Below are 15,406 nucleotides of genomic sequence, written 5' to 3' on the forward strand. Positions count from 1 at the left end.
TATCAGTAGAACGAGTTTTTTTGAAACTCAGGCCCTAGTGAGAGGCCTGCTTCAACAGCAGTTGCGCCACTTCTCTTGCGCTATCGGCCGCGCTGTCATCGCCCATCACGTGTGACATGGTGATAGCGCCCTCCATCAGAATCAGCAACTGTTTGGCCAAGGCTGACGGTTGCTCGATGTTTAATTGCCCGGTGAGTTCCAGCGTGTAATCCAGCAATTTTTGTTTATGAAGCTTTGCGATCTGGCGAACGGGATCGGCAGGGTCACCCACTTCTCCAGCCGTGTTAATAAAGGCACAACCACGAAAGCCATCTGACTCAAACCAGCCTTTGAGTACAGTGAACATATTCAGGATGCGCTCCTGAGGAGTAGTGCCTTTATCACATTCAGTTCTGAACCAGTGCATCCAGCGTTCATCACGTGCATTCAACGCGGCGGCAGCCACGTCATCCTTGGTCGCGAAATAGCGATAAATACTTTTCCTTGCTACGCCAGAGGTCTTGACCAGAAGGTCCATGCCTGTGGCATGAATGCCGTTCTGATAGATAAGTTGCTCGGCGGTCGCCAGGATTTTTTCTCGGGTATCGTTCGGCTTTTTGTTCATGAATTAATGGTAGAACGATCGTTCTACCTAGTCAAGCGTCAGCCTGAAAACATTTTTCAAAAAGTGAAGAAGCGAAGTCCGTGCGGGAGAGCGCTCTGCCCCTCTAAATAGATAGATCGTGACATGAGAACGTCCGCGTCTGGCAGAGCTATCACTGGAACGAGAAAATATCTATTACATAAAAGTGATGTCAGTCCCTCTCAAATATGAAAATACCACTTCCATTTTAAGCTCTACACCAGGCCATAACAGGAAGTTAGAATATAACCACTTTCAATAAATAACGGACTTATTGTTATGTAAATAACGTAAATACAATAAATTACCATTGTTTATGGCGTTAATATCCTTTTGAAAACCCACGCAGGATCTTTTCAAATTCATTACCAAATGTGAAAGGGTTTACGTTGTGATTGTTATACCAGCTGATAGTGACGCGAAATTGAATGAAGAGTCACAACATCTCGCCCAAGCACAAGTCCAGAAGGCTTTGCACAATAACTCCTGCAAGCATGGCAGGCGCTGGCACAGCTTCCCCTGGAGCTGACGGTTTATCCGAGCCAGCTGACTCGCAAGCACTTTTGGTCTGAACAGGAAATTTATCTAGAATGAATCAATTAGTAGCAGCTTACCTGAATCGCCTTGGCCTTGATGCCGAGACACCCTCCCTACAGGCACTGACCCGAATTCATCGAGCTCATGTTGAACGGATACCTTACGAAACCTTCTGGATTCACCTCAAAGAAGGATGGGGAATTGATCCACTTGAAAGTTTCAGAAGAGCAGCGACCACGCGGCGAGGCGGTTACTGTTTTCAGTTGAATGGCGGCTTATACACATTACTCACCCAGCTTGGTTATCGTGTGAGTCTCAACCCTGCAAACGTCCATGGTGTTGAAGGCCCTGAACGGATTAAGCTGGAAAATCATGTCGCCATTATCGCTGAGGGGATGCCGTGTGAAAGCAATCCCAATGGCCGATGGTGGGTTGATATCGGCCTCGGCGACGCGCTGCATGAACAAATGCCTCTTATAAATGCAACCGTCCACCAGGGATTAATGAAGTTTGGAATGGAGGCCGTTGGCGAGGATGGCGTGGGTGACTGGCATCTCACTGCCGATCCATCTTGCTGGATTGCAGGCGTAAGTATGGCTGATGAGCCTACTGATATGGGGAATTTATCAGACCGCCATCACTTTAATGTGTTTTCGCCAGAGTCTGGTTATGCCAAAGTTGTCACTGCGCAACTTCGACAGCCTAACGGTAAAACGGTAATGCGAGGTTGTGTTCTTACCAAAACTGACGGCGACGTCGTAACCACGCAGACTTCCGCGTCTCTACCGGAATGGCTAGACGTGCTGAGGGAAGAGTTTGGCCTGACTTTTGACAATGTTTCCGATGAATCACTCAAAACATTGTGGTCCAGAGTACAGAAGATCCATGAGGAATGGCTTCAGTCCCGTGATAAGGGGTAAAGCCGTAATCTGTTCGTTGAACCTGATACTTTAACACCCTGAATCGGTATTGCATCCGGCGGAAAGCTAAAGTGCTAAGACGTTGGTGCGTGCCACCTGTGAGCAACGATGTGGTCGGCCACAGGTGGCCGGGGCGGCATTCTTGAACGTCGTTGTCGACATTTGCTAGACCTATCATAAGCGCTGAGCAATCTGTCGGTGTGGTATCTCGCTTCGGATCTGAGGTGGACTACCAGTATGAAAGACTGTGGCCCGTGACGAATTATTTGAAGGCGTTATGAATCGAGTGACAGGCCGCTGTGAGCGAAGAGTGGATTTTTTCCTGCTGACGGAGGCTGATAAATGAATGGCATTTTCATTCATGTCATAGTTTTTTATAATGTTTTGTTATAATCCAAGCCTGCCATAAACTTTCTCTTTCCGCTAGTATCAAAGGACAGCATTACTACTAGGATAATGAGAATGTTTAATTTAACCATCGATGCATTAGCGTCTCCAGTTTCCCGCGAAACCGTTGAGCAGATAGCCTATTCTTTGGGAGTTGGTAGCTTTACGCTCACTCCATTACCTTATAATGAACTATCAAAAAAATTAGGATATACAACAAGTTTGCTAATGCTGTGCCTTTCAAAAAACCCCAGGGTCAGCATTCCTGCATTAAAAGGAACAGTAGAATTAATTTCTACACTGACTGAATATCCATCGTTCAAAATTAACTCGTTAACATTATCTAATGATGTCTATCCAGTTTTCACATTGGAGACCTTGGCTGCTCACGGTATATTTTCAAACGATTTGGAATCTTTTACAAACATCTCTCATTGCTTTAGAATTAGTCCAGAATTAAAAGTGCCAAAGATATCTCTAGGTTTGAATGCAAGAGGATCGTATGAATTAGACTTATCCTTGGAGTTGGTGATTATTAAAGAATTGATTGAATACTCTGTAGCAAAAGTAATCGTTGAATTTGATGGCCCGATGCATCTTAATTCAGATAAAGTTCGTGATGATAAACTAAGAGATTCTTATGTTCAAAGTCAAGGGGCTACGGTTTTTCGTATTCAGAGCGTGAATACTCATGATCTAACCAAAATCCAGCAAACCGAGAAATCACATGAACAATTGATGGCACATATTGGAAATATTAAAGAGCACTTTCGCACGAGACTATTCGAATTTTTAAGAACGTTTCATAATAGTTGATTAGCGACTATAAGTGAGTACCCCTCAATCAGAAATTATCACTTATAGCAATTCGGCATCAGCCCGAATTAATGGCAATACCCAGAAATTAGCTAGAACACGAGCAACGTCCGCTCCTAGCACGGAGCGGTCTGGCACGTGGAACTACAGGCCCGCCTTCAGCTAAAAAGCAGACAAGGGATAGTTGCTCGTTTAAATGTTCAGTTGGGGTATTTCAAAAATCATGTACTGCTAGAGGTAGCCAGAGCCAAGACCTAATCCCTTAGCTCTATTTACGCTCACGTACATTATTCTTGCTTTTTGGGAGGCCTTGGATGTTTCTCAGGTAATTTTTCTGCAATTTTAAATATACCATCATCTTTTAGTATTGTTCGCATTACAAAATTTTCTATAATTATCAAAAGCGATTTGAATTCAGCTTCGTTCGGTGCCCATGCCCTATGTGCAGCTGAGTTGCCAGCTTCGGTTACAATTTTAAGTTGGCTCCTTTCTGTTTCCCCAATAAAACCTTCCTCTTTGAGAATATCAACCTTCTGGCCTAATGTATGCCCGGGGTGAATATTTAGAATTTCAACTGTTCTGTCAAAAATAGTTCTAAGCCCAATCGCCGCTAAGATGAGTGATTTATTTTTGAATGCGATGTACATTTCGTTCATTATTACATACAGCTGATAATCTTTGCTTAATATCTCACCAAACCAAGTGGGCCTAATTTCTTCTTGCTCTTGCGTAGGATATGTTGATATATGATAGTTATGTACCATGCAATCATAGCCTGACTCATCTCTTTCTAAGTCGTAATCTTCACTGTGACGGGATTTTATATATGTAAATATTCCGTCGCATCCCATACATTCTAATAGTTTGTATTCACTTTCAGCCCAAAAATAGTTGTCTCCATCATATTCACTCCATTCTCTTTTTTTATAGCCTATTGTGTGGCAATTTTTTTCACCTTTACAGTATGGACAAGGAGCTTTATTTTTTTCCATGGTAATTATTCTGCCATTTAAATGAATGTTGGCATGACATATATGTTAATGATTTATAAATGATAACTTGAATGTACACTTTACTACAATAATGTTCATATGAGTAGTGATAAGCATCTCATTTTCTTTGCTGTAGATTGGTCTGCTCTGCATTGATTAACAACGAATGGGGGAGTAACTTCCGCTTCTGGCACAAAGCTGCCTGCTGTAGGACTCACAATGGAAACCGGAACCTTGCACTGCAATCATGATGAAGTCTGCCGTTAAGTTTCTGTCTGAGCGACGACAAGCTCATGAAAGTCAATATGTACGGTCCTTGCTAAACTAGGTTGGTATCATTTAAGGGATACAGCCTAAGATTGACTAAATTTTACTAATGATTCAGATATGTCCGTTATCTCAGGCTCATTTCATTGAGTTGTAACTTTGAATGCGGGATTTTTTTCAAAGATTTCAGCAACAAAATCCATGAACACAATCGCCCGTTTTGGTAAAAGTCGATTAGCAACATAAACGGCTTGAATGGGAACGGGCGGTGCAGTGTAATCAGCCAGTAATAACTGTAAGTTACCATTTTCCAGCCCCTCCTCGAACAGCCATTCTGGGCCTTGTGCGATCCCAACCCCTGCATTAACAAACTTCTGTACTGCTTCCGGTGAATTGACCCTGAGCCGACCAGAAACAGGGACATTGCTATCCTGAAATCTCCAGGTAGCTCCTGTTGTTAGCAAGGTATAGATCAAACAATCATGTTTTTTTAAATCTTCTGGGATATTAGGAGTGCCGTGTTTAGCTAAATACTTGTTACTGGCAACACAGACTCGCTCATACATGCCAAGTCTGCGGGCACGCATAGCACTGTCCTCCAGGTGTCCAATACGGATTGCCAGTTCAACCCCTTCATCAACAAGATTGATATAGCGGTCATTAATCTGTAGCTCGAGTGTTAGCTCAGGGTAGCGTTCTAAAAAATCGGGGATGTGCGGGACTAAGAATGTGTGAGCTAATGCTGTGGGGCAAGCAACGCGTAATAGCCCTGTGGGTGTAACATTTTCTCTGAAAGAAGACTCTGACTCTTCAACGGCTTCCAGAATACGCCTTGCTTCCAAATAATAACGTTCTCCTTCAGGAGTTAGGGAAAGCTTGCGGGTTGATCTGTGAAGTAATCTGGTCTGCAAATGCTCTTCGAGGGTGGCAACATGGCGACTCACGTTCGGTTGCCCTAAGCCTAAATCCCTACCGGCTGCGGAAAAGCTGCCTGTTTCAGCGGTACGGACAAAGCATGTCATCAAAAGTAATCTGTCCATCCTAAAACCTATCTATGCTTTTAAAGCATGAAACATATTTAAAAATACAATCTTATCACCATATGCGCATGAACTTATAGTGACTATCAAATCGGTCATTCGCCGATTCCTTGATAACACTATTTGGAGATTTGAAATGTCTAGACTACAAGGTAAACGCGCACTGATTACGGGTGGTACAAGTGGTATTGGTCTTGAAACAGCGAAGCTGTTTGTTGCAGAAGGTGCACGCGTAATTGTTACTGGTGTTAACCCTGATTCTATCGCAAAGGCGAAAGTAGAACTGGGTAATGATGTGTTAGTCGTGAGCGCGGATTCCGCTGATGTGAATGCGCAGAAAGCTCTGGCTCAAACGGTTAAAGAACACTTTGGTGAACTGGATATCGCTTTCCTGAATGCGGGTATATCAATGTATATGCCAATCGAGGTATGGACAGAAGAGACGTTCGACCGCATTTATGATATCAACGTTAAAGGTCCTTACTTCCTAATGCAGGCACTGCTGCCCGTGTTCGCAAGCTCGGCATCAGTGGTTTTTAATACCTCAGTAAATGCTCACACCGGCCCCGTGAACTCTTCCGTTTATGGCTCAACCAAAGCGGCATTGCTGAACCTGTCAAAAACACTTTCTAACGAATTACTTTCTCGTGGAATTCGTATCAACGCAGTGAGCCCAGGCCCAGTTGACACACCGCTTTACGATAAGGCGGGGATTCCAGTGGAATACCATGATCAAGTGATGAAAGATATCATTGCAACCATCCCAGCGGGTCGTTTTGGTAAGCCTCAAGAAGTCGCGCAAGCGGTGCTTTATTTCGCATCTGATGAGTCTGCCTGGACCGTAGGTTCAGAAATCATCATTGACGGCGGCGTTTCAATCTAAGCCATCTAAATAAGCGATATGGTTCTTCAAGCTCGCCACCTTGCTATGGCGGCGGGCTTTTATTTTATCTGGAGTTTGAAATGCCTAACCATGACCTAACACTTATTAGCCACCCACTCTGTCCCTTTGTACAGCGTTCAGCAATCGTGTTGCTCGAAAAAAATGTGCCATTTGAACGCATAAATGTAGACCTATCAGCGAAACCTGATTGGTTTCTAGCCCTGTCACCGACTGGTAAGGTGCCAGTACTGAAAGTGCATCAGGCAAGCGGTGAAGATGCCATTATTTTCGAAAGTATGGTGATCTGCGAGTACCTCAATGAAACACAAGACGGTGCTTCAATGTATGCAGACGATGCATTAATACGTGCTAAACAGCGCGGATGGATCGAATTCGCTACGGCGATACTTGGTAATGCATGGCAATTTTTAAATGCCACAGATCAAGCTGTAGCTGACAACAAACGTGCGTCGTTCCGTAACCAGCTTGAACGTATTGAAGCTGAGTTGGGCTCGGGGCCTTATTTCTCGGGTGCTAATTTCAGTATGGTAGATGCGGTATACGCTCCGATTTTCCGTTACTTCTCAATCATCGATGCCTCAGTATCTGAGTCGATTTTTGAAGGACTACCGCATGTTTCTGCATGGAAAGCATTACTTGCAAAAAGGGAAAGCGTAAAAGCTGCCGTACCAGCAGATTATGCACAACTTTTCCAAAATCATCTTCGTCAGCATTCAGCAATTCTCGCCGCTTGAAGATATTAACTGGGCAACCGTTGTGTACATATAAATTCGGCAAGTTGCCCAAACGCATTTTTCAGTTGGAGATTAATCATTAGCAACCGAGCTGTCGACAATAGTACCAAGAATGCTTTAATACTCATTTAACTCACAGCGTGAAGCGAATATTAGCTTGCGGAATAAGAGGCATCTCGATTATTCGTGGCTATTCGCAAAGAATTTGATAACTTGAGTCCCCATTACCTTAGAATGCGATCCTACTAATAAATGTGCGTGGGTTACTTGAAACTATAGTGGACAGAAACACGAGCGAAGTTGTAGAACGATATGAATATCATAATAGTCAATTCCCTGTACGCATAAGAAACTACAAAAATCAAAAGGACAAGCGCATCTTTTACCCATCCGGAAGCGCGCAATTTCTTGACTCAGAAGTAGTATCAAAAAGAGGGGAGTTAACTGTCCGGGTTAAGCAGAGCTGTGCTTACACCGCTGATGGCAACGCCGATAAATGTTCACTGATAACCTCCACTAATGACGACTATCACGGCTCAACCCTCATCTGGATTTCTAATCACGAAACGGAATATTTCTGAACCTATTAAAATCGCAACGCGTTTTGTACGGACTTGCCACCAAGTGATGCACCGGGTGGCAACATATCCTTTGGCCAACCTGACGTGTAGACGCAATGTTTATTAGAGGGCGTATTAAAGGGCGAAGACAGTACATACATGTTCCTTCATATATCAATTAAGGAACAAAGGTATCGGCATTATGACGTAGATTTTTAGTCTTACGTTAGCGAGATACACAACTAAGAAATACGTTTGCAGTCACAAAGCGATTTACTAAGCATTTCGCTGGCAGTCTATACACCCACACCGCTACGCCTCCGCACATCCTTACGGCCAAAAAGAATATTATATTACTTAAATGCATATTCTTTGGTGATTTACTTCGTTCAGTTTCGATTTTCAGCAGATCTACTATGTGGTATCCGACATTGTCGCCAGAGTGAAATGCTATGAAACGTGCTGAATCCGTTCTCGACTTCATCGGCCATACGCCGCTATTGGAGCTCACCCAGTTTGATATCGGCCCCTGCCGACTGTTCGTCAAGCTGGAAAACCAGAATCCCGGCGGTTCGATTAAAGACCGCGTCGCACTCTCCATGATCGAAAATGCGGAGCATCGGGGCTGGTTGAAGCCAGGCGGTACCATCGTTGAAGCTACGGCGGGCAATACCGGGCTCGGTCTGGCGCTGGTCGCCGCGCTAAAGGGCTATCACCTGATTCTGGTGGTGCCAGACAAGATGAGCCACGAGAAGACTTTTCACCTGCGGGCGCTGGGCGCAGAGGTTCAACTCACCCGTTCTGACGTCGCCAAAGGTCACCCTGACTATTATCAGGATTATGCCCGTCGATTAGCAGAAGAAACGCCTGATGCGTACTACATCGATCAGTTTAATAATCCGGCCAATCTGGAAGCGCACTACCGAACTACGGGCCCTGAACTGTGGCAGCAGATGGAAGAGAAGATTGACGCAATCGTCGTCGGCGTAGGTTCTGGCGGTACGCTGGGCGGCCTGAGCCGCTACTTCGCCGAGGTATCCCCTCAAACCGCCTTTGTGCTGGCCGACCCCGCAGGATCGATCCTGACCGACTACCTGCAACGCGGTGAATATGGCGAGGCCGGAAGTTGGCTGGTGGAGGGAATTGGCGAGGATTTTGTGCCTGCGCTGGCCGATTTCACTCAGGTCACCCACGCCTACGCGGTTGATGACGCCGAATCTTTCCACACCGCGCGTGAATTACTGCGTAAAGAAGGCGTACTGGCGGGATCGTCCAGCGGCACTTTACTGGCCGCCGCATTACGCTACTGTCGGACACAAACCGAGCCCAAGCGGGTCGTCACCCTCGTTTGCGACAGCGGAAATAAATACCTGTCCAAGATGTTCAACGACTATTGGATGATCGAAAAAGGACTTATCACGCGCCCGCAGCACGGCGATCTGCGCGATCTCATCACCTATCGCCATGATGAAGGGGCCACGGTTTCGGTGTCGCCCGACGACACGCTCAGCGTAGTGCATGCACGTATGCGGCTCTACGACATCTCCCAGCTACCCGTATTGGACAACGACCGCGTCGTCGGCGTGATCGATGAATGGGATCTCCTCAACAGCCTCAAAAATGATACCCAGCATTTTTCACTGACGGCGCGCGAGGCGATGTCCGATCAGGTCAAGACGCTGCCAAAAGAGGCATCACCTGACGATCTGCTGGCGATTTTCGACCAGGGATTTGTCGCCGTGATTCTCGACGGCGATCGGTTTCTCGGTTTAATTACGCGTACAGACGTCCTGAACCACTGGCGGCAGACGCTTCGCTGATACGTTTTCCACGCTTCCTTTTTCTTATTCATTCAGGAGTGACCATGTCTCAATTCGATACCCAAACCGTTCACGCGGGCTATACCCCGGATAGCACCGGTGCGGTGATGCCTGCGATTTATGCAACATCAACGTTTGCCCAGCCCGCCCCCGGTGAGCATACCGGCTACGAATATTCACGCAGCGGCAACCCAACGCGTGCGGTGCTGGAGGCGGCGATTGCCGAACTGGAGGGTGGGACGCGAGGGTTCGCTTTTGCTTCCGGCCTGGCTGCCAGTTCCACGTTGCTGGAATTGCTCGATCAGGGTAGCCATATTGTGGCCGTGGACGATCTCTACGGCGGCACCTGGCGTCTGTTAGAAAATGTCCGAAAACGCACTGCCGGATTACAGGTGACTTATGTTGACCCAGCCGATCTACGCGCGCTGGAGCATGCCATTACGCCGCAGACGAAAATGATCTGGGTGGAAACGCCGACCAACCCGCTGCTGAAACTGGCCGATCTGGCGGCCATCGCTGCGTTAGCCAAAAAACATCGGCTCATCAGCGTGGCGGATAACACCTTTGCTTCACCAGCGATTCAGCGTCCGCTGGATGTCGGGTTTGATATCGTGGTGCACTCCGCAACCAAATACCTCAACGGTCATTCAGACGTGATTGCCGGGCTGGCGGTGGTTGGAGATAACCACGAACTCGCTTCACAGTTAGCCTATCTGCAAAATGCGATTGGCGGTGTGCTCGATCCGTTCAGCAGCTTTTTAACGCTGCGCGGTATCCGCACGCTGGCACTGCGAATTGAACGTCACAATCAGAGCGCCCTTCAACTCGCGCACTGGCTGGAACTCCAGCCTCAGGTCGAGCAGGTTTACTATCCGGGGCTACCGAATCACCCGCAGCACGGGTTAGCGCAGCAGCAGATGCGCGGCTTTGGCGGCATGATCTCTGTACGGTTGAAAGGCGATGAGGACTATGCGCGTGACGTCATTAAGCGCACGCGGTTATTTACGCTGGCAGAAAGTCTGGGCGGAGTGGAGAGCCTGATTAGCCAGCCCTACTCCATGACTCACGCTTCCGTCCCGTTGGAAAAAAGGCTGCAAAAAGGGATCACGCCACAGCTGCTGCGTTTATCGGTAGGGATTGAAAATGTGCAGGATCTCATTGACGACCTGTATCAGGCACTGAATGCGAGCGCAGTAAATTAATGAAACCGGCGTCATCGGCCGCTTCAACGCGTTGGAAAACATCAACTAACGCGTATGGTTTTATGACACTTCCCTACACGGCGTAAAAAATTATGCTGAGGTGAACATGAACGCCGAGTGAGCGACAGGACGTCGCGAAAGCCAGCGCCATGCAGGGAGCATGTCGCTGGCGGCTCGAAAGCGGGCATGGGCACCGAAGGAACCGCGTTAGCGGCATAATTTCCGCCAAAAGCCAGGGTTCTTAGGGCGCTGGCGATTGAGCGCCCTAAGTCGGGCGTAGCATCAATGCCACAGAGAAATTCCGCTGCTTATCACGCACGAAACCTGACTGCTCCTTATATTGGAATGCATCTAACTGCCGCTATGGTTAATAGCGTTCCAGCCAGTGAGCGTAAGGCGCTGGCAGCGTCCACGAAGCGCGTTCAACGCCCAGTTCGCGGGCGGCCTGATAGCTCCAGTGCGGGTTCGCCAGATGCGCTTTACCTACCATCACCAGATCCAACTGACCCGATGCCACAGCCTGTTCCGCCAGTTCCGGCGTGCCGAAGCCCCAAGCGGAAGAAACAGGAAGATCGGCCTGCTCACGCACCTGTTTAGCAATCGGCCCCATAAAGGCGGGTGCCCACGGAACATTCGCTTCCGGCGTAGAGAAACCGATGCTGACGCTCAGCATATCCAGCCCTGCGGCTTTAAAGCGACGCGTCAGCTCAATGGATTCCTGCAAGGTTTCTTCATCACGGCCGTCAAATTCAATCACGCCGAAACGGGCGGTCAGCGGCAGGTGTTGCGGCCACACATCGCGAACGGCAGCCAGTGTTTCCAGCAGAAAACGACTGCGGTTGTCAAAACTGCCGCCGTACTGGTCGTTACGTTTGTTGGAGTGAACGGAGAAGAAACTCTGCGCCAGATAGCCATGAGCAAAATGCAGCTCCAGCCATTCAAATCCGGCTTCCAGCGCACGGCGAGCCGCAGCGACAAAATCATCACGAACGCGGGCGATATCTTCCAGCGTCATTTCCTGCGGCAAGTTTGGCAGATTTGCACCGAAAGCCTCTGCGGAAGGGGCGATGGTCTGCCAGGCGCGGGAGTCGCCAGCGGGGATATGGTCGTCACCTTCCCAGGGAATATTGGCGCTGGCTTTGCGTCCAGCGTGTGCAATCTGAATTCCCGGCACAGAGCCTGCGTCTTTAATGGATTTAGCGACCTTGGCAAACGCCTGTGCCTGCTCATCGTTCCAGATACCCGCACAGTGCGGCGTGATGCGACCTTCGGGCGCGACCGCAGTCGCTTCCACGATAACCAACCCGGCACCACCACGCGCCAAAGAAGCATAATGCACCTGATGCCACTCGTTGATCAGGCCATCATTCGCGGAATAGGTACACATCGGTGGAACGGCGATGCGGTTGCGTAACGTAATGTCTTTCAGTTTGAAGGGTTGAAACAGTGCGGACATAATATTTTCCTACCTTGTCAGGTTACTTCGATATTTCGATATTATTCGAATAATAGATTTCAGACAACCCTGACGCTATAATTCGCCCATGAGACCTTTTAAGCACCCTACCCCCGATGAGTTTACGCTTGAGCGCGTCCTGTACGCCCTGAGCGATCCCCTGCGCATGGAAATCGTCCGCCATCTGGCTAGGCAGGGCGAAGCAACATGCAGCGAGCTTGACGGCGGTCGCCCAAAATCCAGCGTGTCGCACCATTTTCGCGTCTTGCGTGACTCGGGTCTGCTTCATACCACCAACATCGGCACCACGCACATCAACCGGCTGCGCCGCAGCGACATGCAACAGCGCTTCCCCGGCCTACTCGACGCCATTCTGTCTCAACCCGCCGAGTAAAATAATCACGTCAATGGCGGCTTTCCGCCATTGCATATTGATTGCACATTCCCCCTCCCTTTCGCACTCTCTGCTATTCCAATATTGCTGCTTTGCTTTGCATTTCTATGAATATAGCGGCCGCCATTTTTCCATTATTCTGATGCTGATACGGGTTTTACGAGGCAGGATCAGAACAGGATGGACTACTACATTGGCATAGATATCGGGACCTCAAAGGTCAAATCGGTGCTATTCGATGCCGATTTCAATGAGCTGCTGATTGCGTCAGCCAACACCGTGACCTACTCTCCGCAGCCCGGTTACGCCGAGCAAGATATGTCTCAGGTGTGGGACGCCGTGATCGCTACCCTGAAAACGCTGGCCGCTTCGCCGTTGCTACAACATGGCCACGTGCGCGCCATCGGGCTGGCCGGACAGGGTGAAGGCGTCTGGCTGAGCGATCGCCACGGGCAACCGATACGACAGGCCATCCTCTGGAGTGATACCCGCACGGCGGAGCAGGTTCATCAGCTTAAACAGCGCCCGAATCTGGAAGCGACGCTCTTTCCCGAAACCGGTTCTCCCCTGCTCCCTTGTAATAGCGCGCAGCAGTTACGCTGGCTGGCACAGCATCAGCCGGATGTGCTAAGCGATGCCGATTACTTCTTTTTTGCCAAAGACTGGATTCGTTTTCGACTGACAGGACAGGCGAATCTGGAACTGACGGATGCCGGTACGTCGCTGCTGGACCTGCATAGCGAGACGCTGTCAAAAACCGTGCTGGATAAGCTGGATTTACACGCAATCAGACCGCTTTTTCCGCCGCTGCTTTATCCCGATGACATCGCCGGCACGCTCAGCGACGCCGTCGCCGCACAAACGGGCCTGCCCGCAGGAATCCCCGTCTGTGCGGGCGCACTGGATGTGTCTGCTGCGGCGCTGGGTATCGGCGCTATTCACGACGGCGACATTTTCACCATTCTCGGCACCACCTGCTGCACCGGCATTGTGTGCCGTGGTTTAACGCAGGTAAGCCTGAAAACCCGGTTTGTCGCCCACGCTTGGCCGGGTCACTATCTCAACCTGTTCGCCATGCAGTCCGGTACGCCGAATATTGACTGGGCGCTGAGCACGCTGACTGACGACGCCGATTTTCAGACGATCAATGCACGCATTGCCCGTGTACCACCCGGCAGCGGCGGCGTCTTCTACCAGCCTTATCTCAATGGCGAGCGTGCGCCGTTTTACAGCACTTCAGCACGAGCAGGATTTTTTGGTATCGAGCAGTCCACGACTAACGCGCATTTACTGCGCGCGGTCTTTGAGGGGCTCGCGTATGCGATTACCGATTCGCTCAGCGGCTACCCAGCCCACGGCGATCTCTATATCGCAGGCGGCGGTGCCGCCTCAGCGATTTGGCTGCAAATCATCGCGGACTGCACCGGACGGCGGGTGATCGCCAGTTCGGTCAAAGAGTTAAGCGCGTGCGGGGCCGCCCGCCTTGCCGCGCAGTCCGTCGGAGAAAGCGCCAACATGGTTCCTTCCGCCAACGCACAGGCGTCAACGTTTATCCCTAATGCCGATGTCCATCGGCAGTATCAGACACTGTTTCCCGTTTTTCGCCAACTGCGCGACCAGCTACAGCCGCTCTGGCAGGCGCGGGCTCAGGCGCTTAATGCACTCGACAGTCACAACGCGGCGCGTTCACACACGGTTCCCAGCTCACAGGAAAGTATTGCCTCATGAAAATCGTATTTACCGCCGAATACGGCGGCAGCCTTAATGCCTTTCAGGCACTGGGGGAATTGGTGGTAGACGGCTGGGCTATCGGCCAGCCCAAACTGAGCGAAGCGGCGCTAATTCGTCTGGCGGAGGACGCCGACGTCATCATCACCAGCTATGACGATATTACCGCCCACGTCATTGAGGCTTGCCCTCGCCTTCGACTCATCGCCTGTACCCGCGCCAACCCGGTCAACATCGATATCGAGGCCGCACGTCGTCGGGGCATTCCGGTGCTCTACACGCCCGGACGCAATGCCGATGCCGCCGCAGAATTAACGCTGGCGCTGATGCTAAATGCCACACGCCATATCCCTCAGGCTCATAGTGCGCTGAAGCGCGGCGAATTCACGCGTGAAACCCACAGCGCGACACAGACGCAAAATGGGCTACGGCAAGATGTGGTGTGGGACGTGGACAAAGACAGTCCGTATGAAGTTTTCAAAGGCGGCGAGCTGCGTAATAAGACGCTCGGCATCATCGGCTATGGCAGCATTGGTCATCGGGTCGGGAAGCTGGCGCGCGCCTTTGGGATGCAGTTGCTGATTGCGGATCCGTATGTCGCCGCCGAAGAGATCGACGAGCCGGGCATTCGAAAAACCACGCTGGACGAGCTGTTTTCGCAGTCCGACTTCGTCAGCCTGCACCTGAACAGCACGCCGCAGACCAAAGGGCTAGTCAACCTCGACAGGCTCAGAACGATGCGCCCCACCGCCTATCTGATCAACACCTCGCGCGCCGCAGTGGTTGTCGAAGCCGATCTGATCGCGGCGCTACGCGAAAAGTGGCTGGCGGGTGCCGCACTTGACGTTTACGACAGCGAACCGCTCTGGCGTCATCACCCGTTTATTACCGAATTTGATAACGTGGTACTTACGCCACACATTGCTGGCGCGACGCGGGAGACGCTGGTGAAACACACCGCGATGATCGCCGCCGACCTGCAACGCTTCATCCGCAGCGAACCGCTGCTTTACGAATGGAAATAGAC

General features: G+C 49.8%; 12 protein-coding genes and 1 pseudogene. 9 read left to right on the forward strand and 4 right to left on the reverse strand.

Annotation, left to right across the window (positions count from 1 at the left end):
• Positions 1-34 precede the first annotated feature (34 nt).
• Positions 35-604: a TetR/AcrR family transcriptional regulator gene (locus QWJ20_RS14915; RefSeq protein WP_039484125.1), complete on the reverse strand. Its 570-nt coding sequence runs from the start codon at positions 602-604 to the stop codon at positions 35-37.
• Positions 605-1,212: 608 nt separating this feature from the next.
• Between QWJ20_RS14915 and QWJ20_RS14920 the strand changes: the two genes are divergently transcribed.
• Together QWJ20_RS14920 and QWJ20_RS14925 are read left to right on the forward strand one after the other, a co-directional pair.
• Positions 1,213-2,079 (forward strand): arylamine N-acetyltransferase family protein, encoded by an 867-nt coding sequence (locus QWJ20_RS14920; RefSeq protein ID WP_433992873.1) that lies wholly within the window; start codon positions 1,213-1,215, stop codon positions 2,077-2,079.
• A gap of 462 nt (positions 2,080-2,541) precedes the next feature.
• A complete protein-coding gene (locus QWJ20_RS14925; protein ID WP_433992874.1) occupies positions 2,542-3,282 on the forward strand; it encodes a DUF559 domain-containing protein in 741 nt (246 codons plus the stop codon).
• Positions 3,283-3,569: 287 nt separating this feature from the next.
• On the opposite strand, the gene QWJ20_RS14930 is transcribed toward QWJ20_RS14925, so the two are convergent.
• Together QWJ20_RS14930 and QWJ20_RS14935 are read right to left on the reverse strand one after the other, a co-directional pair.
• Positions 3,570-4,274 carry a DUF4145 domain-containing protein gene (locus tag QWJ20_RS14930; RefSeq protein WP_433992875.1) on the reverse strand — a complete coding sequence of 235 codons (705 nt, stop codon included), beginning with the start codon at positions 4,272-4,274 and terminating at the stop codon, positions 3,570-3,572.
• Positions 4,275-4,679: 405 nt separating this feature from the next.
• Positions 4,680-5,581, reverse strand: a pseudogene (locus QWJ20_RS14935) (LysR family transcriptional regulator).
• A gap of 136 nt (positions 5,582-5,717) precedes the next feature.
• Here QWJ20_RS14935 and QWJ20_RS14940 point away from each other — a divergent pair.
• The 4 genes from QWJ20_RS14940 to QWJ20_RS14955 all read left to right on the forward strand — a co-directional run bounded on the left by QWJ20_RS14940 (position 5,718) and on the right by QWJ20_RS14955 (position 10,801).
• Complete coding sequence (locus QWJ20_RS14940; RefSeq protein ID WP_039484118.1) at positions 5,718-6,464, forward strand: SDR family oxidoreductase; 747 nt, start codon at positions 5,718-5,720, stop codon at positions 6,462-6,464.
• An 80-nt stretch (positions 6,465-6,544) separates the two neighbouring features.
• Positions 6,545-7,219 (forward strand): glutathione S-transferase family protein, encoded by a 675-nt coding sequence (locus QWJ20_RS14945; RefSeq protein ID WP_433992876.1) that lies wholly within the window; start codon positions 6,545-6,547, stop codon positions 7,217-7,219.
• 1,012 nt (positions 7,220-8,231) lie between these two features.
• Positions 8,232-9,599 (forward strand): pyridoxal-phosphate dependent enzyme, encoded by a 1,368-nt coding sequence (locus QWJ20_RS14950; protein ID WP_433992877.1) that lies wholly within the window; start codon positions 8,232-8,234, stop codon positions 9,597-9,599.
• A gap of 44 nt (positions 9,600-9,643) precedes the next feature.
• Positions 9,644-10,801, forward strand: a complete 1,158-nt coding sequence (locus QWJ20_RS14955) for a trans-sulfuration enzyme family protein (protein ID WP_433992878.1) — start codon at positions 9,644-9,646, stop codon at positions 10,799-10,801.
• Positions 10,802-11,168: 367 nt separating this feature from the next.
• On the opposite strand, the gene QWJ20_RS14960 is transcribed toward QWJ20_RS14955, so the two are convergent.
• Positions 11,169-12,257 carry an NADH:flavin oxidoreductase/NADH oxidase gene (locus QWJ20_RS14960; protein WP_120358059.1) on the reverse strand — a complete coding sequence of 363 codons (1,089 nt, stop codon included), beginning with the start codon at positions 12,255-12,257 and terminating at the stop codon, positions 11,169-11,171.
• An 88-nt stretch (positions 12,258-12,345) separates the two neighbouring features.
• On the opposite strand from QWJ20_RS14960, the gene QWJ20_RS14965 reads away from it, so the two are divergent.
• From QWJ20_RS14965 to QWJ20_RS14975, 3 genes are all read left to right on the forward strand, one after another.
• Positions 12,346-12,651, forward strand: coding sequence for an ArsR/SmtB family transcription factor (locus tag QWJ20_RS14965; protein WP_433992879.1), 306 nt, complete (start codon positions 12,346-12,348; stop codon positions 12,649-12,651).
• A 180-nt stretch (positions 12,652-12,831) separates the two neighbouring features.
• Positions 12,832-14,379 (forward strand): FGGY-family carbohydrate kinase, encoded by a 1,548-nt coding sequence (locus QWJ20_RS14970; RefSeq protein WP_433992880.1) that lies wholly within the window; start codon positions 12,832-12,834, stop codon positions 14,377-14,379.
• Positions 14,376-15,404, forward strand: coding sequence for a 2-hydroxyacid dehydrogenase (locus tag QWJ20_RS14975; RefSeq protein WP_433992881.1), 1,029 nt, complete (start codon positions 14,376-14,378; stop codon positions 15,402-15,404). The genes QWJ20_RS14970 and QWJ20_RS14975 overlap by 4 nt, the downstream gene beginning before the upstream one ends.
• Positions 15,405-15,406: the final 2 nt, after the last annotated feature.

Origin of the sequence: Pectobacterium sp. S5 (genome assembly GCF_051707265.1) — a bacterium.
Lineage (GTDB): Bacteria > Pseudomonadota > Gammaproteobacteria > Enterobacterales > Enterobacteriaceae > Pectobacterium > Pectobacterium polare.